20 protein-coding genes and 1 riboswitch are annotated in these 23,093 nt (G+C 44.4%); of the genes, 3 read left to right on the forward strand and 17 right to left on the reverse strand.

The genetic code is table 11. From position 1 onward, the window contains the following. The first annotated feature begins 73 nt into the window (after positions 1-73). A complete protein-coding gene (prli42, locus tag CRO17_RS08655) occupies positions 74-196 on the forward strand; it encodes a stressosome-associated protein Prli42 (RefSeq protein ID WP_097041281.1) in 123 nt (40 codons plus the stop codon). On the opposite strand, the gene CRO17_RS08660 is transcribed toward prli42, so the two are convergent. From CRO17_RS08660 to CRO17_RS08710, 11 genes are all read right to left on the reverse strand, one after another. Then, entirely contained in the window at positions 171-710 is a 540-nt protein-coding gene (locus CRO17_RS08660; RefSeq protein WP_097041284.1) for a L,D-transpeptidase, read from the reverse strand. The genes prli42 and CRO17_RS08660 overlap by 26 nt on opposite strands. Positions 711-742: 32 nt before the next feature. Next, a complete protein-coding gene (locus CRO17_RS08665) occupies positions 743-1,726 on the reverse strand; it encodes an aromatic acid exporter family protein (protein WP_097041286.1) in 984 nt (327 codons plus the stop codon). A 69-nt stretch (positions 1,727-1,795) separates the two neighbouring features. After that, the gene (locus tag CRO17_RS08670; RefSeq protein ID WP_097041288.1) at positions 1,796-2,230 is read right to left on the reverse strand and encodes a BrxA/BrxB family bacilliredoxin; all 435 of its coding nucleotides are present in this window, start codon (positions 2,228-2,230) and stop codon (positions 1,796-1,798) included. Between the two features lie 73 nt (positions 2,231-2,303). Further along, complete coding sequence (locus CRO17_RS08675) at positions 2,304-3,578, reverse strand: dihydrolipoamide acetyltransferase family protein (protein WP_097041289.1); 1,275 nt, start codon at positions 3,576-3,578, stop codon at positions 2,304-2,306. A gap of 13 nt (positions 3,579-3,591) precedes the next feature. Next, a complete protein-coding gene (locus tag CRO17_RS08680) occupies positions 3,592-4,575 on the reverse strand; it encodes an alpha-ketoacid dehydrogenase subunit beta (RefSeq protein WP_097041292.1) in 984 nt (327 codons plus the stop codon). Positions 4,576-4,587: 12 nt separating this feature from the next. Continuing rightward, a complete protein-coding gene (locus tag CRO17_RS08685) occupies positions 4,588-5,601 on the reverse strand; it encodes a thiamine pyrophosphate-dependent dehydrogenase E1 component subunit alpha (protein ID WP_425444434.1) in 1,014 nt (337 codons plus the stop codon). 4 nt (positions 5,602-5,605) lie between these two features. After that, complete coding sequence (lpdA, locus tag CRO17_RS08690; RefSeq protein WP_097041296.1) at positions 5,606-7,027, reverse strand: dihydrolipoyl dehydrogenase; 1,422 nt, start codon at positions 7,025-7,027, stop codon at positions 5,606-5,608. A gap of 12 nt (positions 7,028-7,039) precedes the next feature. Continuing rightward, positions 7,040-8,122, reverse strand: coding sequence for a butyrate kinase (gene buk, locus CRO17_RS08695; RefSeq protein ID WP_097041298.1), 1,083 nt, complete (start codon positions 8,120-8,122; stop codon positions 7,040-7,042). A gap of 18 nt (positions 8,123-8,140) precedes the next feature. Then, the gene (locus CRO17_RS08700; protein ID WP_097041300.1) at positions 8,141-9,235 is read right to left on the reverse strand and encodes a Glu/Leu/Phe/Val family dehydrogenase; all 1,095 of its coding nucleotides are present in this window, start codon (positions 9,233-9,235) and stop codon (positions 8,141-8,143) included. Between the two features lie 11 nt (positions 9,236-9,246). Continuing rightward, positions 9,247-10,149, reverse strand: coding sequence for a phosphate acyltransferase (locus tag CRO17_RS08705; protein WP_097041303.1), 903 nt, complete (start codon positions 10,147-10,149; stop codon positions 9,247-9,249). An 18-nt stretch (positions 10,150-10,167) separates the two neighbouring features. Next, complete coding sequence (locus CRO17_RS08710; RefSeq protein WP_097041305.1) at positions 10,168-12,186, reverse strand: sigma 54-interacting transcriptional regulator; 2,019 nt, start codon at positions 12,184-12,186, stop codon at positions 10,168-10,170. A gap of 100 nt (positions 12,187-12,286) precedes the next feature. Here CRO17_RS08710 and CRO17_RS08715 point away from each other — a divergent pair, with 100 nt between their 5' ends. After that, positions 12,287-14,200, forward strand: a complete 1,914-nt coding sequence (locus CRO17_RS08715; protein WP_097041307.1) for a DUF294 nucleotidyltransferase-like domain-containing protein — start codon at positions 12,287-12,289, stop codon at positions 14,198-14,200. After that, positions 14,197-14,946, forward strand: coding sequence for a 3'-5' exonuclease (locus CRO17_RS08720; RefSeq protein WP_097041309.1), 750 nt, complete (start codon positions 14,197-14,199; stop codon positions 14,944-14,946). Before CRO17_RS08715 ends, CRO17_RS08720 begins: the two co-directional genes overlap by 4 nt. Before the next feature lie 19 nt (positions 14,947-14,965). Here the strand turns inward: CRO17_RS08720 and CRO17_RS08725 are convergent, their stop codons facing one another. The 6 genes from CRO17_RS08725 to CRO17_RS08750 form a co-directional block, all read right to left on the reverse strand. Further along, on the reverse strand, positions 14,966-16,312 hold the full coding sequence (locus tag CRO17_RS08725) for an aspartate kinase (protein WP_097041311.1): 1,347 nt from the start codon (positions 16,310-16,312) through the stop codon (positions 14,966-14,968). 245 nt (positions 16,313-16,557) lie between these two features. Continuing rightward, positions 16,558-17,838, reverse strand: a complete 1,281-nt coding sequence (locus CRO17_RS08730) for a Na+/H+ antiporter NhaC family protein (RefSeq protein WP_097041313.1) — start codon at positions 17,836-17,838, stop codon at positions 16,558-16,560. Positions 17,839-17,943: 105 nt separating this feature from the next. Beyond that, positions 17,944-18,051, reverse strand: a riboswitch (SAM riboswitch). A gap of 315 nt (positions 18,052-18,366) precedes the next feature. Next, positions 18,367-19,407, reverse strand: coding sequence for a rhamnose ABC transporter substrate-binding protein (gene rhaS / locus CRO17_RS08735; protein ID WP_097041315.1), 1,041 nt, complete (start codon positions 19,405-19,407; stop codon positions 18,367-18,369). 44 nt (positions 19,408-19,451) lie between these two features. Further along, the gene (locus tag CRO17_RS08740) at positions 19,452-20,456 is read right to left on the reverse strand and encodes an ABC transporter permease (RefSeq protein WP_097041317.1); all 1,005 of its coding nucleotides are present in this window, start codon (positions 20,454-20,456) and stop codon (positions 19,452-19,454) included. Continuing rightward, on the reverse strand, positions 20,456-21,475 hold the full coding sequence (locus tag CRO17_RS08745) for an ABC transporter permease (RefSeq protein WP_245864729.1): 1,020 nt from the start codon (positions 21,473-21,475) through the stop codon (positions 20,456-20,458). Before CRO17_RS08745 ends, CRO17_RS08740 begins: the two co-directional genes overlap by 1 nt. A gap of 14 nt (positions 21,476-21,489) precedes the next feature. After that, the gene (locus CRO17_RS08750) at positions 21,490-23,007 is read right to left on the reverse strand and encodes a sugar ABC transporter ATP-binding protein (protein WP_245864730.1); all 1,518 of its coding nucleotides are present in this window, start codon (positions 23,005-23,007) and stop codon (positions 21,490-21,492) included. Positions 23,008-23,093: the final 86 nt, after the last annotated feature.

The raw sequence follows: 23,093 nt of genomic DNA on the forward strand, positions 1-23,093 counted from the left end.
TATTGGTTTCTCCTTGTCCCCTTACCCGCTTCCCTGTACAATGTACATAAACAGATAAGGGGGCTTCACAGCAATGGCTAATCAGAAGAAAAAAAGATCCAAGCAAAGTATCGCCATGAAATTCATGGTTTACTTGATGATATTCACGATGCTTATCTCCACGTTAGCAATCACAATGAGCTATTTTGTCTTCTAGGAGACAAAATAGCTCCATCTTCTCTTCCAATCTCCTCAAATGATTTTCCATCTGTAACGATGTGTACCTTTGTGCCGACGGGTATTTGTTCGTACAATTCTTCCACATCTTTATTTTGCATCCGGATGCAGCCGGCCGACACACTTCTTCCAATTGACTCCGGCCTGTTCGTTCCATGAATACCGTAAGTCCGGCCTTGTGTGTCTTTTGCATTAAAACCGATCCATCTGCTTCCGAGCGGATTGTCTTCGTCACCGCCAGCTATCCCTTTTTTCGTATACGAAGGGTATTTTGTCTTGAACAAAGTCATGAATAATCCTTCTGGGGTTGACTCCGCTGTTTTGCCAGTAGCCACTGGATAAATTTTCACAACCGCACCATTGTCTACAAGTGCAAGCTGGTTCGTCGTCTTGTTTACAATGATAAGCGGCCTGCCTGGCATTGGATTTTCACCAAACGGCCATAACGGAGACAAGATTGATACACAAGTAAAAGCCAGCAGAAGCGCACGCATAAAAGCACAATCCCTTCTAGGTGATGATGCTTTTATTGTTGCTCTATCTGTCTATTTCTATGTTGCAGATCGCTTTCTTTGAATGCTTGCTTTAATTTTAAATAATTTTCCATTTCATACAGCAGCTGAAAAAGATGTGCTCTTGTCTCAAATTCTTCTCTTGATTTTGGAAGCGGATCTTTATCAAAAGATTGTCGCAACGATTCTAATTCCTCTAGAAACAGAACTGCTGTATTGCCCGGATGAACAGAGTCTGCCAGCCCAAAATAAAAATGAGCTAATCGGTCGCATTGTGAATAAGACGTTTCTGGAAGCCGGCTGACTAGCGGCAGAATCCGTTTTAAAATGGCAAATTGGTTTGTACGCATCTCAAAATAATCATAATATGGATGCTCCGACCGCAGTACATGATTTTCAACATCACGTCCTACAAGCTGATTTGCTTCCTTGAGGATTTTCTCTGTCTTGGCAATCTCTTCGCCAGACCACGCTTGGTCTCCTTCTTTTAAATACGTTGCAATCTCTTTCAGTATCTTCGCGAAATTACGTTCCAGAGCAATTTGTTTTCGCCGGATGGTCGCCTCTAAGCTTGGCATATAAAGGTTTACAAGTAGCGCAATCCCGATTCCTACTGCTATTAAAATAAGTTCATTTATAACCAAATCAACAGTAATATTACCGGCACTGTATAAATGCAGAATAATAACGGAACTGGATACAATACCAGGTGAAACGCGCAGCGAAACTGTTATCGGAATAAACAAAAGCAGCAAGATGCCAATACTCAATGGATAGAACCCGATTGTCTCGAATAGCAGGAAGGAAAGCACAATTGCCAGCAGACAGGCCGCTATGCGATGCCAAGCGGCAAGGAAAGATTTCTTTCTTGTGATTTGTGTGCAGAGTATGGTCAGTATGCCCGCCGATACACTGTTATCCAGCTGCAATAGTTCTGCTATCCAAATCGCAAGGGGTGTTCCTACCGCAGTTTTAATTGTACGATAGCCTATTTTCACATTGGTGCTCCTCGTTTAAAAATGATCAAAAGCAGAATAGTCCCGCATCCTGAGGATGGGGACTACTGCTCATACTTCTTTGCAGTGCTCGTCGAACAATGACTGCAGTTTATTGACAACTTCCATCGGTTCATGACCTTCGATATCATGACGCTCAATCATCGTGACGATTTCGCCGTCTTTCATGAAAGCAAAGGATGGAGAGCTTGGCGGGAATCCTGTGAAATATTCACGCGCTTTTGCTGTCGCATCTTTGTCTTGACCTGCAAACACAGTCACAAGCTGATCCGGCCGTTTATCATAGTGAAGACTATGCGCTGCTGCAGGACGAGCAATGCCGCCAGCACAGCCGCAGACACTATTGATCATAACGAGAGTTGTACCTTCTTTCTTCAAGGTACTGTCCACTTCTTCCGGTGTCGTCAATTCGACATAGCCTGCATCTGTCAGGTCTTTTCTCGCTGTTGTTACGATATCATTCATAAACATTCTGAAATCAGCCATCGCTATTCCTCCCCTTTTACACTAGTTCAAGTGTATCAGCAATTTTAGCTTCTTTCAATTTCTAAAGACTCACTTAATAGACTGGCATTGTCGATTCTGATATGTTCTCGAGAATCTCTTTCACCCTCGCCATAAATTGACCGCAAACGAGTCCGTCTAACACACGGTGATCAAGACTCAAACATAAATTCACCATATCGCGCGCTGCAAACATATCATTAATAATTACCGGGCGTTTTACGATTGACTCTACTTGCAGAATTGCCGCTTGCGGATGATTAATAATACCCATGCTCTGGACAGAACCAAAGGAGCCCGTATTATTAACCGTAAATGTACCGCCCTGCATGTCAGCTGCAGTCAGCTTGCCAGTTCGTGCTTTTCCTGCAAGAGAAGTAATCTGTTTCGCTATCCCTTTTACACTCAAATCGTCTGCTGATTGAATGACTGGTACGAACAGCTCCTGCTCTTTTGCAACAGCGATAGAAATGTTTACTTCATCATGCTGAATAATTTTATCTCCTGCCCAAGAGCTATTCAGCTGCGGGAATTCTTTTAACGCTTGTGCTACAGCTTTGACGAAGAAGGAGAAAAACGTAAGCGAATAGCCTTCTTTTGCTTTGAATGCATCTTTAACTTTGTTACGATAGGTAACCAATTCCGTTACGTCAACTTCTACCATCATCCATGCATGCGGTATTTCCGTAGCAGCTTTAACCATATTAGCAGCAATCGCTTTGCGGACACCTGTAACTGGAATCGCCGCACCTGAAGCAGCTGCTTCCCTCGCTGGAGCTGGAGCTGCTTGCTGTTCTGCAGCTGCTGGAGCAGCAGTTTGCGTTTCTGGCTGTGATTTCGTTTGCGCTTGGGGCTTTTCACCGGAGGCAATAATTGCTTCCACGTCTTTCCTCGTGATGCGGCCGCCTTTTCCGCTGCCGTTTATAGCAGAAAGGTCCAAGTCATGCTCTTGTGCGAGTCGCATAACAGCAGGTGAATACCGTGCTTTCATCGCTGTTTCTCCAGCTGTTTGCTTCGCAGGCTCATCAGCAGGGGCAGCGCTGCCAGATGAAGCAGAAGCAGTTTCCTGCTGCGGTGCTTCTCCTGCATCCTCTGTCTCAATGGAACAAATGAGAGCGCCTACTTCTACTGTGTCACCTTCTGCTACTGTTAATTCCTTGATGACACCTGTATAAGAGCTGGGAATTTCCGCGTTTACCTTGTCCGTCATCACTTCTGCAATGGCATCATATTTACTCACTTTGTCACCAGGTTTGACGAGCCATGTGCTGATTGTGCCTTCCGTTACACTCTCGCCAAGTTTTGGCATCAATATCTTTTCTATCGTCATCATTACACCTCGTTTAATATTCCGCTAGTTCTCGCATGCTAGCTTCTACTTTGGCGGGATTTACCATAAAGTATTTTTCCGTACTAGGCGCATATGGCATAGCAGGAACGTCTGGTGCAGCCAGCCGCTGTATTGGTGCATCCAAGTCGAAGAGGCAATTTTCCCCAATAATTGCTGCAACTTCTCCGATAATGGAGCCTTCTTTATTATCCTCTGTGATTAGCAGCACTTTTCCTGTTTTAGAAGCAGCCTCGATAATCGCTTCTTTATCAAGTGGATAAACAGTCCGCAAATCAAGAATATGTGCTTCAATACCTTCAGCTGCCAGTTTTTCGGCTGCCTGCAGCGCAAAATGAACACATAATCCGTAGGTGATGACCGTAATATCAGAACCTTCTCGTTTTACATCAGCTTTTCCGATTGGCAGCGTGTAGGATTCTGCCGGTACTTCCCCTTTAATGAGGCGGTAAGCTCTTTTATGCTCAAAGAATAAGACCGGATCGGGATCTTGAATCGCTGCTTTTAGAAGTCCTTTTGCATCATAAGGTGTAGAAGGCATAACAATTTTCAAGCCTGGCTGGTTGGCAAATACCGCCTCTACAGATTGAGAATGATACAACGCGCCGTGTACACCGCCGCCATACGGCGCACGAATGGTTACCGGGCAAGTCCAGTCGTTATTGGAACGGTAGCGGATTTTAGCTGCTTCCGAGACGATCTGGTTTACTGCCGGCATAATAAAATCAGCAAATTGCATTTCCGCAATAGGCTTCAAACCGTACATTGCCGCGCCAATTGCTACACCAGCGATAGCTGATTCAGCCAGTGGTGCATCCAAGGTGCGCTCTGCCCCGAATTGATCATATAATCCGTCGGTAGCACGGAATACGCCGCCTCGCTTTCCGACATCTTCTCCTAATACAAATACTTTTTCATCTGCTTCCATCTCTTCGCGCATTGCTTGCGTGATTGCTTGGATATAAGACATTACTGGCATTGTTTTTCCTCCTTAATCGGCATACACATGAAGCAATGCGGATTCCGGTTCCGGGTCTTCAGCATGCTCAGCATAGTCTGTTGCTTCATCTACGATTTGCTTGATTTCTTCTTCTAATTGTTTTTCTGTTTCTTCTGTCAGCACACCTGCTTCACGAAGATACGCAGCGAATGTCAGCACGCCGTCTTTTTTGCGTGCTTCTTCGACTTCTTGCTTTTCTCGGTATGTCATATCATCATCATCACTGGAGTGCGGCGTTAAACGGTAAGATACTGCTTCAATTAGTGTTGGACCGTCTCCATTCAGCGCACGCTGACGTGCATCTTTTACCGTTTGATACACAGCCAGCGGATCATTTCCGTCAACTGTGAAGCCAGGCATCCCATAGCCTTGCGCCCGGTCAGATACATTCACACAGCCGAGCTGTTTTTCCTGCGGTATGCTGATGGCATATTTATTGTTTTGTACCATTGTGATTACTGGCAGGTTATGAACGCCAGCAAAGTTCAAGCCTTCATGAAAATCACCTTGGTTAGAAGAACCTTCCCCAAGTGTTACAAAGCTGACGAGCTGTTTTTTCTCCATTTTAGCAGCAAGCGCGAAGCCGACTGCATGCGGCACTTGCGTTGTTACAGGCGAAGAGCCCGTAACAATGCGGGAAGACTTTTTGCCAAAGTGTCCCGGCATTTGTCTTGCGCCAGAGTTTGGATCTTCCGCTTTAGCGTATGCAGACAGCATTAAATCCTTCGCTGTCATCCCGAAAGGAAGCACCATGCCTAAATCACGATAATATGGCAGCAAATAATCAATGTCCTTATCCAAAGCCATCGCAGCGCCAACCTGCGCTGCCTCTTGCCCTTGACAAGAAACTACAAACGGAATTTTACCTGCGCGGTTCAATAACCACATCCGTTCATCCACTCTTCTAGCCAACAGCATCCACCTGTACATTTCTATTACTTTTTCATCTGATATTCCAAGAGAAGCATGTCTTGATTCTGACATCGCCGCTCCCCCTTTCTTCATTGTCTCAGCCATGTATTTGCTTTCCATCAACCGCTAAAGCAGCTTCCCCGATAATTTCCGATAAGGTCGGATGCGGGTGGATGGATTGTCCAATTTCCCACGGTGTTGCGTCAAGCAGCTTCGCAAGCGCTGCTTCAGAGATCATATCTGTCACATGCGGACCAATCATATGAACACCTAGTAAGTCATTTGTCTTTTCATCAGCAATTATTTTGACGAATCCTTCTGTTTCTCCGTAAACTAACGCTTTTCCAACCGCCTGAAAGCTCATCTTACCTGATTTAACCGTATAGCCTTCTGCCTTGGCTTGAGCTTCTGTCATTCCGACACTGGCTGTCTCCGGGTAGCTGTATACACAAGCTGGCACAGTGCTGTAGTCCAGCGCTTCTGTTTCCACGCCTGCAATATGCTCAACTGCCACAATCCCTTCTCGGGACGCAACGTGGGCAAGCTGCATGCCGCCGATTACATCGCCAATTGCATAGATGTGTGATTCGTTTGTTTGATAGTATGCATTTGTCGCGATATAGCCTTGCTCGGTGAGCTGGATCTCCGTATTTTTCAAGCCAATATCTGCTGCATTAGCAGAACGCCCGACAGACAGGAGAATCTTATCGGAAACAAATACTTGTTTGTCGCCATCCATCTGCGCTGTTACCGTTACTTGACTGTCATCTGCAGCAGCACTCTCCACTTTCACATTTGTATGGATGGTGATGCCGCGTTTTTTGAGCTGTTTTTCCATTTCCTTACTGATTTGTTCATCCTCAGTAGGTAGAATGCGATTTCGGTATTCAAGAACAGTTACTTTTGTACCAAGGTCATGGAGCATGGATGCCCACTCAATCCCAATCACTCCGCCGCCGATAATTGTCATCGTTTCCGGCAGCTCTGTTAGCGCTAAAGCACCCTCTGAACTTAGAATTCTGTTTTCATCAAACTCGATTCCCGGAAGTGAACGCGGAGTAGAACCGGTTGCTACGATGACGTTCTTCGGCAGCAAAATTTCATTTTCACTGCCGTCGGCAAATTCAACCGATATCGTTCCCGCTGTAGGAGAAAAGATGGATGGTCCTAAAATACGGCCAAATCCTTGAAAAACATCAATCTTTCCTTTTTTCATTAAGTGCTGCACACCGCGATGCAGCTGGTCAATGATTGCCGTTTTTCGCTTTTGTACACCTTCAAAATCAAGGCGCACATTTGTTGTATGTATACCGAAAGCTGCCGCTTCCTTTGTTTGCCGGTAAACTTCTGCTGAACGCAGCAATGCCTTCGATGGAATGCATCCGCGATGCAGACACGTTCCGCCAAGTTCTGCTTTTTCTACAATTGCCGTTTTCAATCCTAGCTGGGAAGCACGGATGGCGGCCACGTAACCGCCCGTACCGCCTCCTAAGATGACAATGTCGTATTCTCTAACCATTGTTATTGCCTCCTATACGGCATAAACTTTCGCCGCTTCTTCTTTACGCATTACGCGGAGCGCACCTTCTGTCAGGGCACGAAGCTCATTTTCACCTGGATAAACAAGCACGTCTGCTATCCAGCTTACCCTGTCTTTCAGCATGGAAATGAACAGTTCATCATGCGCCAGTCCGCCGGTGACCGCAATCGCATCCACCTCACCCGTCAGAACGACACTCATCGCACCGATTTCTTTGGCAGTCTGATAAACCATCCCTTCAAAAATAAATTTTGCCTTTTCGTCGCCTTTTTTGATTCGGTCGGCGACAAGCCGTCCGTCATTTGTTCCGAGATATCCCATGAATCCGCCTTTTGTCGTCAGCATACGCATCAGCTGATCCTTCGTGTATTCACCGCTTAATGCTAGTTCAATTAAATCACCAGCTGGTACGGTTCCCGCTCTTTCCGGTGTGTACGGGCCTTCCCCATTCAATCCATTATTCACATCAATTACGAATCCTTGCCGATGAGCACCGACAGTAATTCCGCCTCCGAGATGAACAACGATTATATTCGCTTCCTCGTATGGCTTCTCTTTCGCTGCAGCAGCTTTGCGGGCAATCGCTTTATGGTTCAAAGCATGAAAAATACTCTTCCGTTCCACACCCGGCAAACCAGATAAGCGGGCCAGCGGATCCAATTCATCCACAACAACAGGGTCGGTGATGAATGCTGGAATTCCGAGACTGCTGGCAATCTCATAAGCAATCAGCCCGCCAAGGTTCGAGGCATGCTCGCCATTATAACCTGCCTTTAGGTCCGCAAGCATCGCTTCATTTACTTGATACGTTCCGCCTTCAAGCGGTCTGAGCAGTCCGCCGCGTGCACAGACTGCAGTTAGCTTGGAAACATTGATGCCTTCAAAATCCAATGCATCCAAGATAATTTGTTTCCGAAAAGGATATTGATCCATTACTTTTTCGTATCCGCCGATATCTTCCAAATCATGGCGGATTACTCGTTCAAAAATGTTATGCTCATCATCAAACACACCAATTTTAGTGGAAGTAGAACCTGGATTTATCGCTAAAATACGGTTTTCAACAGTATGCACGCGGTTTCCCCCTTGATATTATCTTCTGCTTAATGTATGGTGGCCGTTACGTAAAAACTGGCTTCTGGATCGGCGCATTGTTTCAATTCTCTCTTCTGCCATTCGATCTGCTGCAATACTTGTCGGGATGTTGTCACGTTTCGCAATTTCGAACACACGCTGCAAGCTGTCATAAATCGTCTCTACTTTACGAAGCGCACGTTCGCGATTGTAGCCATGCAGTTCGTCCTCAACGTTAATAACACCGCCTGAGTTGATTACATAGTCTGGCGCATAAACAATGCCGCGTTCATATAGAATTTGTCCGTGCTGTTCTTCTTTCAGCTGATTGTTAGCTGCTCCAGCAACTACTTTTGCTTTCAGCACACGCAATGTGTCGTCATTGATAACTGCTCCAAGTGCACAAGGCGCGAAGATATCACAGTCAACGCTGTAAATATCCTCTGGATCGACAGCTGTAGCACCGAATGCCTCGACCGCTTTTTGTACAGCTTCCTTATTAATATCTGTTACGATCAGTTTGGCACCTTCTGCATGAAGGTGTTCACATAAAGCATAAGCAACGTTCCCAATACCTTGTACGGCAATCGTCTTGCCTTCCAGGCTGTCATCACCGAATGCTTCCTTCGCACTTGCTTTGATTCCTTTGTACACACCATAAGCTGTGACAGGAGACGGATTTCCTGATGAACCGGATTCTGCAGAGATTCCTGTTACAAAATCAGTTTCTGTATGGATAAGTTCCATATCTTCTACCGTTGTTCCTACGTCTTCTGCCGTAATATAACGGCCATTTAATGATTGTACGTAACGTCCAAATGCACGGAACATCGCTTCGTTTTTATCTTTTTTCGGATCTCCGATAATGACGGTTTTACCGCCGCCCAGATTCAGACCAGCCGCTGCATTTTTATATGTCATCCCTTTTGCCAGACGAAGCGCATCGACAATGGCATCCTCTTCTGACGCATATGTCCACATTCTAGTACCGCCTAGTGCAGGTCCCAGTGTTGTATCGTGAATAGCAATGATCGCTTTCAAGCCGGATTCTTTGTCCTGGCAAAGGACAAGCTGTTCGTAATCATATTGTTCTAACGTCTCGAAAATTTTCATTTTTCTTCCTCCTAAGCAACAGATGCCGCCGCAATGGCGAAGCATATTGCATAATATTTACTTGTACTGTCATCTGCACGCGATGTGAGAATGACGGGCGCTTTAGTACCAACGAGCAGCGAAGCACTGACGGCTCCTGCTGCATAGGTAAACGATTTATATAACATATTGCCGCTTTCAATGTCAGGAACCAATAAAATATCTGCATCTCCCGCGACGGGTGAGTCGATTTTCTTAATAGCAGCAGATTGTGCTGACAGCGCACTGTCCAGCGCAATCGGACCATCAAGCTCACAAGCAGCCAGCTGGCCCCGCTCCTGCATCACACGAAGCAGCGCAGCATCCGTCGTAGCAGGCATCGCCGGATTCACTTTTTCGGTTGCGGCGAGAGCTGCTACTTTCGGTTCTTGGTGCAGCATTTGCGTATAAACATTCACAGCATTTGCAAGAATCTTCTTTTTCACCTCTAACGACGGAGCGATATTAATGCCCGCATCCGTCAAAAAAAGGAGCTTATGATAAGATGGGACGTCGAAGATTGCCAGCTGCGACAAAAGATGGTCGGGTTTTAGCATCGATTTGTCTTTCAAAAGCTTGCCTGCCAGTACATCTGTACTAACAATCCCTTTCATCAGCAAATCCGCTTTTCCTGCCTTCCAGGATTCAATCGCCATATCTGCCGCCCTGTCTGCTGTTTCTGCATGGACGCAGGTTATGCTTTCCTCTCCTAGCTGCTCTTCTTGCATGAACTGCTTCAGCCGATCACTATCGCCAAATAGTAAAAAGGAAGCCATCTGCTGATCGGCTGCTTTTTTAACAGCTTGCACAATGGACGGATCGTCTGCGGCTGCAATGGCAATGGTAAACCCTTGCTTGGCAGCAGACATTTTTTCAAGAGCGGTAAACTTATGCATCGTATTCTTCCTTCCCCGTTATGAAAAATCTTGCATGCCACTTCTATCAAAATTATATTTATCCATTTTATAGTAAAGGTTACGGATGGATACACCAAGCTGATCTGCTGCTGCTTTCTTATTGTAATCATTGGCTTGCAAAGCAGCCTCAATCAACTGTTTTTCCACGAGCTCTACTTGCTCCTGCAGCGTCCCATTTGATACAGACAGTTCTGGATCGGCGCTTTGCAGCTGTATATGCTTCGGCTGGATAACACGCTCATGTTTCTCCATAAATGTCATAACCTGAGCGATAGCAGTTTCCAGCTCTTTAACATTATGGGACCACTTCTTTGCTTTCAATACATCAATTGACGATTCAGAAATGGATTGAACCGATGTTTGCAGCAGCTGCCGTTGCTTGTGGATAATTGTGGATAGCAGCCCTTCAAAATCATCCAGTCGCGCCGCCAAGTCTGGGATATAAATTGTAATTCGCTTTAGTTTCTCAAATAAAGGCTCATGAAATCGATTCTCAAAAACAGCCCGTTCCAGCGGGTGACGCGCACTGACAACAACTCGCACATCTATCTGCTTTGACTTGCCGGCATGAAGCCGGAGTTTGCCTGTTGTCATGAAGTCTGTAAGCTTCTCCTGCAACCGAAGCGGCAAGAAGTCTACATCATCCAAAAACAAGGTGCCTCCATTACTTCTTTCAATCAAACCGCCAGCATGCTGCTGGCGAACGGAGCCAAACAATTGATTTTCTAACGTTTCCTCATCATTTGCGGCACAATCAACACGGATAAACGGATGATGACGCCGTTTACTTTCATTATGAATAATCGCAGCAAACATCCCTTTACCGACACCCGCATCTCCGCGTAAAAGACACGGCGCATCTGCAAGCACTGCAAATTTCACTTGTTCAAGCGTTACTTGCATCGTGTCAGAGTCTGCAATAACATCTTTTAACGTATATTTATTTTCCAGACTGCGGATTATCTTCCGGGCGCGCTGCACCTCATCTTGGAGTTCATGCAGTTCGGATATATCATGCAGCACACCGACACTGCCGCGCAGCTTCCCATCAACGATAATAGGAGCGGCATTGACCATCATTTCCTTCCCATGCTTCCCGACTCGCATACGAGCTCCTGTGGCCGGTCTGCGTGTACGCAGCACCTGCATATGCAGGCTTTCTCCTTCCATAATATCCGTTATCGCCGGTTTCCCGACTATCTGATCAGCTTCATAGCCAGTCAGGCGCGTGTAAGCTGGATTAACAATCAAGCCAATACCGTTTTCATCTACAACACTGATGGCTTCCTGTGATGAATCAATAATGGCTGCAAGCATCGATTTTACTTCCCGAACGTCTGTCAGTTCTTCTGCCAGCGCTACAATATCAATTGTCTTTTTTAATACTGCAAATGCACCTGTCACACGTTCTTGGTCATCCTCAATTGGCGCGCATGTGTACACGACACCTTCCCCATTCGGGAGTTTTAGTTGTTCATCGGTAAAGCGTTCTCTTTTTCGAATGGTTTCAGATAGCCTTGAACCGGGTAGTACGATATTTATGGGTTTCCCGATTACTGTGTGCTTGCGGCTGCCAAGCAGCATTTCTGCTGCTTCGTTCATATACATAATTTCATCCTGACTATTGATGCACAGGATCCCCTCATGCAAGTATTCCAGCGTTTTACTGCGAAACTGCTGACTATTATATGTAGAAGTTTTCTCTGTATCTTCTGGTGATGCGAATGCAAGCATCATTTGTGCACTTTGTCCGGATATAATCTCCGCCTTGCAGAGCGAAGGATCAAGAAAATCTGCCAATTCGCCTGAGATTTCCAGCACAAAATCGACCTGCTCTAATGATTCAGCGGTCACTTCTTTCCAAAGCGGGATATCCAGTCGTTCTGCTTGGTATTTTACGATGGCACTTGGGCTTTTCACTAGCATCCCAGCGACGCGAAATCCCTTGATCTGCTGCAGCTGCTTAATAAATAAGACGGCCTCATCGCCAGCACCGATTATGAGTAGATTTTTCATTTTTGATCACATCCTGCAAAGTTTTGCACACTTATAGGGTATACTAGTCTGCAGAAATTAGCAATAATAAGATTTTTGACATGCAAGGAGCGACTTAACGATGACACAATTAGCCGAATTATATGAAAACACAATGCCTTTCTCCCTGCTGCAAGACAAAGAGCGCAATGCGTTGTTTGAGCAAGCAGAAATCGAGGAATTTTTAGAAAATGAGTACATTGTTTCAGCCGAAGAGAAAGATGAAGATGCCCATGTGCATTATTTTGTCTCAGGTGTTGCAAAAGATATTATTTACCAGGCCAACGGCAAGCAAGTTGCTGTTCGTTATGACTATCCTGGAGATTTTGCCGGTTTATTAACGCTGGTAGCAAATGGCGACATGCAAATAGCTGTTCAAGCGGCAGAAAAAGCAAAATCGATTGTTTTCCCGAAGGCTTCCTTCCAGCAAGCCATGCAGCAAAATGCACAGTTTTCGCAGGCGATTCTCGAGCGAGTCAGCCAGATGATGAAAAGCTTGTATGAAGAAGTAAAATATAAAACAAGCGATCTATCTGACCAAACGGAACCGGCCCTCTATAAGAAGCGCGTATCCAGTTTTATGGAGCGACCTACTTTCATTCATCCCGACGAATCCGTTTATGCAGCAGCCGAACTGCTGCAAACTGCAGAAACGGAAGGCGTAGCTGTCAGTGCGAACAAACAAGATATTGAAGGGATGATTGGATATCGGCAAATATTTGATGCTCTAAAGGAAGGCAGATTGGACGCCCCAGCAGAACAGATTATGAACAAAGATTATTATTTTGTGCAGGAGCATGATTTTATTTATGATGCCCTTTCCTTCCTTAAGCATCACCCAGCGGCTGTCATACCTGTGCTCCACGGAAGCAGAGCGGTCGGTTTTATCCGCCAGTCCTCTTTCCTAAGTGTATCGAACAGCGTTTACTTTGAGCTCACTTACAGAATTGCCAATGCCGATTCAATTGAAACACTGGCTAGTCTCAGTCCGGTGCACAACAGGCAATTTCAGTTGTTCATCCAGCAGCTGATCGACGAGCGCATGTATGGCTACGACATTGTTGAATTGATCTCAAGCTACAATGATCGAATGCACAGGCAGATTATCGAACTGTCAGAACGGGAAATGGTACAAGAGGGATACGGCAGACCAAAGATTAATTACTGCTTTATCGTAATGGGAAGTGAAGGCAGGAAAGAACAGGGATTCAGTACAGACCAAGATAACGGGATCATTCTTGCGGACTACGATGAATTGAACTATAAAGAAGAAATAGAAACCTACTTCGAAAGATTGACAGAAAAGATCAATACTAAGCTCGATGCCTGCGGGTTCCCGCTTTGTACCGGCGGCATTATGGCGAAGGAAAAGAAATGGCGCCACTCCCTGTCCCAATGGTCTCATACCATTGATCAATGGCTGCGGAATTTGGATGCACAAGAAGTAAGAGATTTTACTATTTTTATTGATTTTCGCCCTGTGTATGGAGATTTTGATCTTGCTCACAAGCTCCGGGAAAAACTTACACATGCTATGCAGCACGCACCAAAACTGCAGCCAATGCTGATTCGCGACACGCTGCAGATACGTGTACCGCTGCAAGCATTTGGCCGCATCTCTACAAGTTCAAAGGAAAAGCACCTAAATCTAAAGCAGTCAGCTATGATGCAAATTGTTAATGCCGTACGTATTTACGCCGTCGGCTATGGTATTGAAAACGTCCATACTGTCCGGCGCCTTCGCTCTCTTCTAGACAATAACTACATGTCTAAAAGTGACAGTGAAATGGCTATCCAAGCATTGCATGAACTGCTGCTCTTCCGTCTTAAGCTTAATCTGCAGCAATTGGATGCTGGTGAACCATTAACAACGCAAATTTCTGTAAAAGAACTGGACAAAGTCGAAAAACAGACACTGAAAAATGCACTTGCTGCTGCAAAAGGAATGCAGCAAGGCCTTGAACTAAGACAGAATAGAAACAAGGTGAACGGATGATAATCGATTTTCAGCTTTTCCGTTATATGCTTTATGGGAAATTGACACAGTATATAAAGCGAAAAGCGCTGATGAAAGCACCAGCATATGAACGGCTGCAAGAAGCACTTACCAATTACCGGCCAGCCCGTTCGCTGCGGGAGGTGCCATTCGAAGATCAGATATTTACGGTTTTTGATTTAGAAACGACTGGCTTCTTCCCCGACTTCGGACATGAGATTATCTCAATCGGAGCGGTCCAAGTACAAGGAAACCGCATACTATCTGATAAGACATTTTATGAAGTTGCAAAACCAATGCTGAAAACACCAAAGAAGATAATCAAATTAACCAAAATGGATCCTGATGAAATAGAGAACGCGCCCGCATTCACCGAAGTGATGGAACGTTTTTTGGCATACAGTAAAGATACCATTCTCGTTGCCCATCCAGCATCATTCGATATTCGGTTTATCCAGACGATGCTGAAAATGTATAAACTGCCTCCCCTCTCCTGCTATACGTTAGATTCACAAATAATGGCGAGGATGTTTTTCAAAAAAAGGCAGTGCCGTCTTGACAGCTTAATCAGCCGCTTCGGGGTTCCGCAGCTCGATCGGCACCACGCACTGGGGGATGCGAAAATGACAGCAAACGTGTTCGTTCATCTGCTGGACATGGCAGCTGACCGAGGCATCCGTGATTATGCCAGCCTCCAGCTGCCCTTAAGCAAGATTAAAAAGAAAATCAGGACAGCGCATCTTTAGGCGCTGTCCTGATTTTTAATTACTGGAAAAATGCTTGATATAAAGATTTCACCGCATCATGAAGCTGTGTCGTTTTAACACCGAACATCAAGGAAACTTCGGAGGAACCTTGGTTGATCATTTCGATATTCACATTTGCGTCTGTGAATGCTTTTGTAGCGGTGCTGGATACTCCGATAGACTCAATCATTCCTTCTCCCACAATCATAATCATGGAAAGATCTCGGTCAATCGATACATGATCTGCTTGGAGCTCCTCTTTCAGCCGGCGTACTACAATCGCTTCTTTGTCTGCAGGAAGCTGACTCTCCCGAATAATAACACTCATGTCATCAATTCCTGATGGCGCATGTTCAAAGGAAATGTTCTCTTCTTCGAGAATCTGCAGAAGCTTCCGTCCAAAACCGAGCTCCCGGTTCATTAAGTATTTGCTAATATAAATACTCAGGAAACCTGCATCACTTGCAATACCGATGACCGGGTTGCCCGTCACTTCCCTCTCCGCTACTATCATCGTACCTGGCGCAGACGGATTATTGGTGTTTTTCACACACACTGGAATCTTTGCCTGGAACGCCGGAATTAAAGCTTCATCATGAAACACAGAAAAACCAGCATAAGATAATTCCCGCATTTCCCGATACGTCAGTGTATGGATTTCTTTCGGATTATCCACGATGTTTGGGTTCACACTGTACACACTATCTACATCGGTGAAATTTTCGTATAAAGAAGCTTTTACACCTGCACTTACAATCGAACCAGTAATATCAGATCCGCCCCGCGGAAATGTTGCCAGTTTCCCTTCTTTTGTATAGCCAAAGAAACCTGGAATGACTTGCACCTCTTCACGTTCACGAAGCTTGTACAAATGATCGAAGCTTTCATCAAGTATACGGGCGCCGCCTAGTTCCTCTCTGACAAGAAGACCCGCTTCCTGCGGATTAACATAAGCTGCTTTCACGCCTAACTTGTTAAGATAAGCACTGAATACTTTCGCCAGCGAATCTTCTCCCGTAGCTTTCAAAGCGTCCATTTTATCCAAAACAGGAATAGTATCAGCTAGTATTCCTTCTAAATGATCAGCTATTTGCTCAATTAGAATGTTATCCAGCTCCAAGTCACTAACGATGGAGCGAAAACGCGCTAGTACTTTCTCCACTTGTTTGCTGACGTCTTCTCCTTTGCGATGTGCCTCGCCGATTGCAATCAGCAAATCTGTTACCTTCGTATCTGCCTTATCACGTTTCCCCGGTGCAGAAACGACAATAAATTTCCGTTCTGTATCTTCTTTTACAATTTGTGCTACTTTGCGGAGCTGATCCGCACTTGCTACTGAACTACCACCAAATTTAGCTACCTTCATATCTCTCTCTCCATTACGCTTTTTCTATACATAGATAAAATAGTATCACAGGTTTTCAGCCGCTGACTAGATGAAAGACATAATTTTGAGAAAAAAGTGACGATGATAGTTTACATAATATTATTATGGTTAATTGACTTTGTTGATTTACTTATCTAGAGAAAGAAAGAAGGACATTACAACCATTGTATCCTACAAAAGGTAATGTCCTTTCTTCTTTATTTTATCATCTTATTATCGCTCTTTTAGTCTTTCTTCTTTCTCGGATATCCGAGAAGAATAGCAATGCTTCCGCAAATTCCAATAAGAATTGGGTAGAAGGAATATTGCAAGATGCTTACTGGCGAAATACCAGCTATACTAGCAGCGGTCAGTAATTGCGCACCATATGGAATCAACCCTTGAATGGTACAAGAAAAGATATCTAAGATACTTGCAGTTTTTCGCGGATCAATTCCATATTTATCAGAAATATTCTTTGCAAGCGGACCGGCAATTAAAATTGAAATCGTATTATTAGCCGTCGATAAGTTCGTGAGTCCCACAAGCCCTGCCACACTAAATTCAGCACCTTTTTGGGACTTGATTTTTCGTGTGGAGAGGTGAAGCAGAAAGTCAATCCCGCCATTATGCTTAATAATTGCTACCATTCCAGCTATTAAGATAGCGAGAAAGGCGATTTCATACATACCTGCGATTCCGTCTCCTATCGTTTGGAAAAGCGTCATTACTTGATAGCTGCCATCGACCAAGCCAATAACACCAGAAAAAACAATACCTAATGCTAGCACAAGGAAAACATTCATTCCGGCTAAAGCAAAGACAATTACGGAAATGTAAGGCAGAATTTTTATCCAATTATAACTAACATGGTCAACTTGTGCTGTTTCACCTATGGTCATTATCCCTAAAACAATGCTGGTTACGATAGCTGCTGGCAGCACAATCCAGAAATTCACTTTAAATTTATCCTTCATTTTCACACCTTGCGAACGGACGGCGGTGATAGTGGTATCTGAAATAAAGGATAAATTATCGCCAAACATTGCTCCGCCAATTATTGCCGCTGTGACGAAAGCTACAGAAAGTTCGGTTTGTTCACTTATCCCAACACCAATTGGCGCTAACGCCGCAATCGTGCCTACTGATGTACCCATAGCCAGTGAGATAAAGCAGGCAATGATGAACAGACCTACAATAAGCAGGTTTTGCGGCACAAACGATAGTGCGAAGTTAACTGTAGCGTCCACAGCTCCCATACCTTTTGCAGTTGCTGAAAATGCACCAGCTAAAAGAAAAATTACAACCATCATCATGACATTTAAATTACCTGCGCCTTGACAAAAAATATCAACCTTTCGCGCAAATGTTTCTTTTCGATTCATCGCCAATGCTACAGCACCTGCAATAGCAATAGCTACGATAACAGGAAATGCATAAAAATCACCCATAATAATGCCTGAACCAATAAATAAAATCAAAAAAACAAGAAATGGGATGAGCGCCCATGGATTTCCTCTCTTCATTGTTCCACCTCCAAAAATAAATACGACAAGTCACTTTCCAACTTGCAAACAAAGAAAGACCCCTTCTCAAATAACAAGAAGAGGCCTTATAGCTATAAAACACTTCTCTTATTTTTACAAGCTCTTGCTTGCTGGATTTGGCACAGCAACTTAGTTATAAGTTCCGCTGCCGAGATCTCATCGGGCCAGTCCCTCCATCTCTCTTAATAAGAAAAAAATATTAAATTATTTGTCGCAGTAAATAAGAGGATACATGATTTGAGTTTCTTTATCAACAGAAATTTAATGGATATACATGGCATTTGTAGATGTCTTAGGAAAAATAATCCTGAACGGGCAATTAAGATAGAGGTAATGTACTTTTACATTCGTAGTAATACTGCAAACTCTGTCGACGCGTTTCACATTCCCATATGAGCAATTCCAAAATCTAATGCAGGTAGGATACACACAATAATGGGATATTCTACGTTTACCGGCCTGTAAAAACAAAAAAACCGAGGATGAAGCACCCCGGCTTGAAGAATCTCAATATACGTCTTTCCACTCATCGATATTTTCTTTATCAAACTTAAACGGATCGCCTAACATAATCTGCGCCCCTTCCCCATCTTCGACCACTTCTACTTCTCCGAGGTCGCGCAGATCAACTTTTTCTTCAAGTTCGCCGCTTATATTGCCCTCTCCTAACTCATATGCTGTATAGGCAGCAGCCTTACCAACATCAATTGGGTTCCATAGGTACATCCAAGGACTGACGCCGCTTTCAATATATGTTGCCATTTCACTCGGAAGACCTAGACCTGTCAGCGCCACTTCTCCTTCTAACCCTTTATCCGTAAGAACCTTACCCGCTGCTGCAATACCGACTGTGGTTGGGGCAATAATCGCTTTCAAATCTGGATATGACTTTAGCAGTGCTTCTGTTTCAGATACACTTTTATCACGTAAATCGTCGCCATAAGCTACCTTTACAAGTTCGATGTTTTTGTATTCCTCTTTTTCTAATTCCTTTTTCATCCATTCTATCCACTCATTTTGATTCGTCGCTTGACTCGTTGCACTCAATACTGCAATTTGACCTTCTCCGCCGATCATTTCAGATACTGCTTCAATTTGAACGCGACCGATTCGTTCTGGGTTGGCTTGGTTCACATGAATATCACGGCTGTCTGCATTGACTGCTGAATCGACAGACAATACTTTGATTCCTTGATCTCTCGCCTTTTTCAGTGCAGGCTCAAGGGCATCCGGATCATTGCCGGCAACTGCAATTACATCTACTTTTTGTGTGATTAACTGTTCAATAATTTGAATTTGGCCTTCTGCAGTTGGCTGGTCCGGCGATCTCAGAATCACTTCACCGCCCAATTCTTTCACTGCGCTCTCAAAACCTTCCTGCATCTTTTCTCCATAAGGATTTCCTGTGTTCTTAAACACAAAAGCATATTTCTTTGGCCCATCGTCTGTGTTACCAGATGCACCGTTGGATTCTGGTGCTCCTTGGCTGCAAGCAGCCAGCATACATACTAATACTAACAATCCCACCCATTTCGTAAATTTCTTCATCATGTTCTCCCCTTTTTCTATTTGTATCAGCTAAGCTGGAGTACTCATTTTCTTTTTATCATGCTGCCTAACTTTGGAATGGCAACAGACAGTATGAGCAATGCGCCGACAATGATTAAGAACAGCTGGCTCGGCATATTGATTAACCCAAGCCCGTATTGCAGATAGCCGATAATAAAGACAGCTATTACAACACCGAGAATACGTCCTTTACCGCCAGCGGTGCTCACACCACCCAGTGCAGCCATGGCAATAATGTCCAATTCATACATTGTGGCAATATTTGGTCTTGTACTGCCCATTCTGGAAGTTAGGAAAATAGCTGTAATAGCAGCCAATAGTCCTGCCAGCATAAAGACAATTACTTTTATACGATCAACTCGCACACCAGAGAATCGACTTGCAGTCGGATTGTTACCGATAGCAAACACCTTTCTGCCGAAAGTTGTCTGATGCATGAGAATTCCGAAGACGATAGCCAAAGCTGCAAAAACAATCAGCAGAAATGGGATGCCAAATACATACCCCCATCCGAAGAAGCCAAACCATTCTGGAAAGCCTCCTGCAGCTTGATCTTCCAATATAATGTAAGCAATTCCTCGGTAAAGAATCATTGTGCCGAGTGTAACAATGACGGCTGACAGCTCTTTAAATTTAACGATTAACAGACCATTGATTAAACCGCAAACAGCTCCCGTGACAAGACAAGCAACAATCGCTACTTCCATTGGCAGTCCGGCAGTTGTATATAGAGACGCCATAACCACGGAAGACAATGCTACTGTAGATCCTACCGAAATATCGATATCCCGCATGATCATAATCATCGCCATCGGAAAAACGATTATGGCTTTATCCAAGAACACCATCGTTCCATCCCGCAAACTCGGATAATTGAGAAAGTATGGCGACACATAACTGCCAAACAGCAGAACTGCTACTAAAATGAGCAGAAGCATCCATTCCCATTGAAAAAACAAGCGTTTCCAGGAGAACGGCAGCTGTGTTTCCAACGTACGAGGTTGATAGGTTTGTTTTTCTTGTTCCATCAGCCTGCCCTCCTTAGCGAGTGTGTACGATCAACACGCCGTTTTACGATACTATTTACGATAACGGCAAGCAAAATTATAAATCCTTGAATGCCGTTTTGCCAGAATGGTGATACATTCAAAAGCGGCAGTGCATTATTTAAAATTCCAAGTAAGATGGCACCTAACAAAACGCCCCCAAGCTTACCGGAACCGCCCGCAATACTGACACCGCCAAGTATACAAGCAGCAATAACCGTCAATTCATATCCAGATGCCGTATCACCTTGAGCAGAGGCAAATTTAGACACCCACAGAACGCCGCATAAGCCTGATAATCCACCCATAATTGTATAAACCAGTAACAAAATCCGACTCTGTTTAATACCGCTCACTGCTGCAGATTGCGGATTACTGCCGACAGCATAAATTTGGCGGCCGGTGCGCGTGTAATTCAAAAAGTAAAAGAATACGAGACAGAAAAAGACCGCAACCCAGATCAGATGATTTATTCCTAAGAAAGATCCTCCCGCTAATGCAACGAAACCTTTTGACATTTGATAAGAACTGACCCATTCTCCGTCACTGACCAAAAATGTAAGACCGCGGAATATATTCATCAATGCCAGTGTCGCTATAATCGGCAGTAAACCTACCCTTGCAATCAGCAAGCCAATGACGATACCGCATACAGAACCGATTATCGTCCCAAATAATAAACATAGAAGCGGGTTGATGGACGGATTGGCTGCGACCAGCTGTGCCGTCAGCATACCTGACAGCGCTATGACCGCTCCTATTGACAAGTCAATTCCTCTTGTAATAAGAACAATCATCATTCCTAAAGAGAGGATTACCAAGATTGACGTATTCGTAGCCAAATCAAGAATATTTTCGCCCGTTAAAAAAGAGGGATTTCGCATCTGTACGCCGATACACAAAAGGATAATAAAGAATAACAAGCCTAACTCACGAAATTGATAAAACAACGTGAGCATATTTTTTTTCGGATTTTCTGTATGCGCTACTTTGATTTCCACTAATATCTCCTCCTTTAGCCGCTCTTCTTCTGCACCGGTTCTTCCCCCATGGCGGCTTCTAGGATCATCTCTTGTGTTACTCCCCTATTTACAAATTCAGCAGCAATCCTGCCTTCCTTCATAACGAGAATCCGATCACTCATACCGAGGATTTCCGGCATTTCGGATGATACAAACAAGACCGCATAGCCTGCTTCTGCCAGCTGCCGAACAATCTCATAAATTGCTGCCTTCGCTCCGATATCCACTCCTTTAGTCGGTTCATCCAGCAAGATTACTTTCAAATCCTTTGTCAGCAGCTTTGCAACAGCCACTTTCTGCTGATTACCGCCAGAAAGAGAGTGAACGGTGTCAAAAATGCTCGTTGCCTTAATCTGCACCTTTTCTCCGAATGTTTTCGCCTGCTCTTTTTCCTTCGCTCGATGCAGCCAAGTGTACGAAGACAACTCAGACAAATTGGCAAGTGTTATATTTTTCTCAATACTCCAATTCACTACCAAGCCTTGTTCCAGCCTGTCTTCTGCCAGATATCCGATTCCATTCTGCATCGCTTCTTGCGGGCTGCGACTTTTAACTGGACTGCCATCAAGCAAGATCTCACCTTTCTCAAAGCGCGTAATCCCGAAAATAGCCTGGCATACCTCTGTTCTCCCAGCGCCCACTAGTCCAGTCATGCCGAGAATTTCGCCGCTTTTAACCGAAAAGCTGATATCTTCAAAATCGCCCAGATTAGATAAGCTTTTCACTTCCAAAACAGTGTCTCCTGCCGACATTTTCTTGTCAGGAAAGATTTGATTAATCTCTCTTCCGACCATCGCCACAATCAATTTATCATTCGAAATTTCATCAACATTCCAAGTGCCAATATTTTTGCTGTCCCGAAGTACAGTTACCCGGCTTGCCAGACGGTACATATCTTCAAAGCGGTGCGAGATAAAGATAATAGACGTTCCTTCATCACGTAATTTCTCGGTAATGCGGTACAACTCTTCACTTTCTCTCGCAGTTAAAGCTGCGGTCGGTTCATCCATTATGATAATTTTAGCTTTCGTACTGATCGCCTTCGCAATTTCGATAATTTGCTGCTGGGCAACACTCAATGTATTCATTTGGGCTTTAGGGTCGATGCTGCTGCCCAATTCGCACAAAAGTTCGCGTGCCTGTTTATGCATCTCCCTCCAATTCAGCGTCTTCCAAGTGGGATGCCTGATTTCATGATTCATAAAAATGTTCTCGGTGACAGATAAATCCGGATAACTGGTAACATGCTGATAGATTGCTGCAATGCCCATCTTTTCTGCATCATTTGGATTTTTGAAGCTTATCTTTTCACCGAAAAGGTACATATCTCCTTCAGTAGGCTCGTGCACGCCAGTAATAATTTTGATGAAGGTTGATTTACCCGCGCCATTCTCCCCCATTAACGCATGGATTTCTCCTTTTTTCAGCTGAAATTGCATATTATCCAGCGCCTTCACACCTGGAAATGCTTTGGTTATGCCTTCCAATTCTAAGACAAATTCATTTAGCAAAAGTCCACCCCCCATAATTAAAGCGCTTACATAAAGAGTATGAAAAAAGTCCCGCTTCGAAAAGGGGACGTCTTTCTGAAATGGTG

Source organism: Terribacillus aidingensis (genome assembly GCF_900215625.1).
Classification (GTDB): domain Bacteria; phylum Bacillota; class Bacilli; order Bacillales; family Amphibacillaceae; genus Terribacillus; species Terribacillus aidingensis.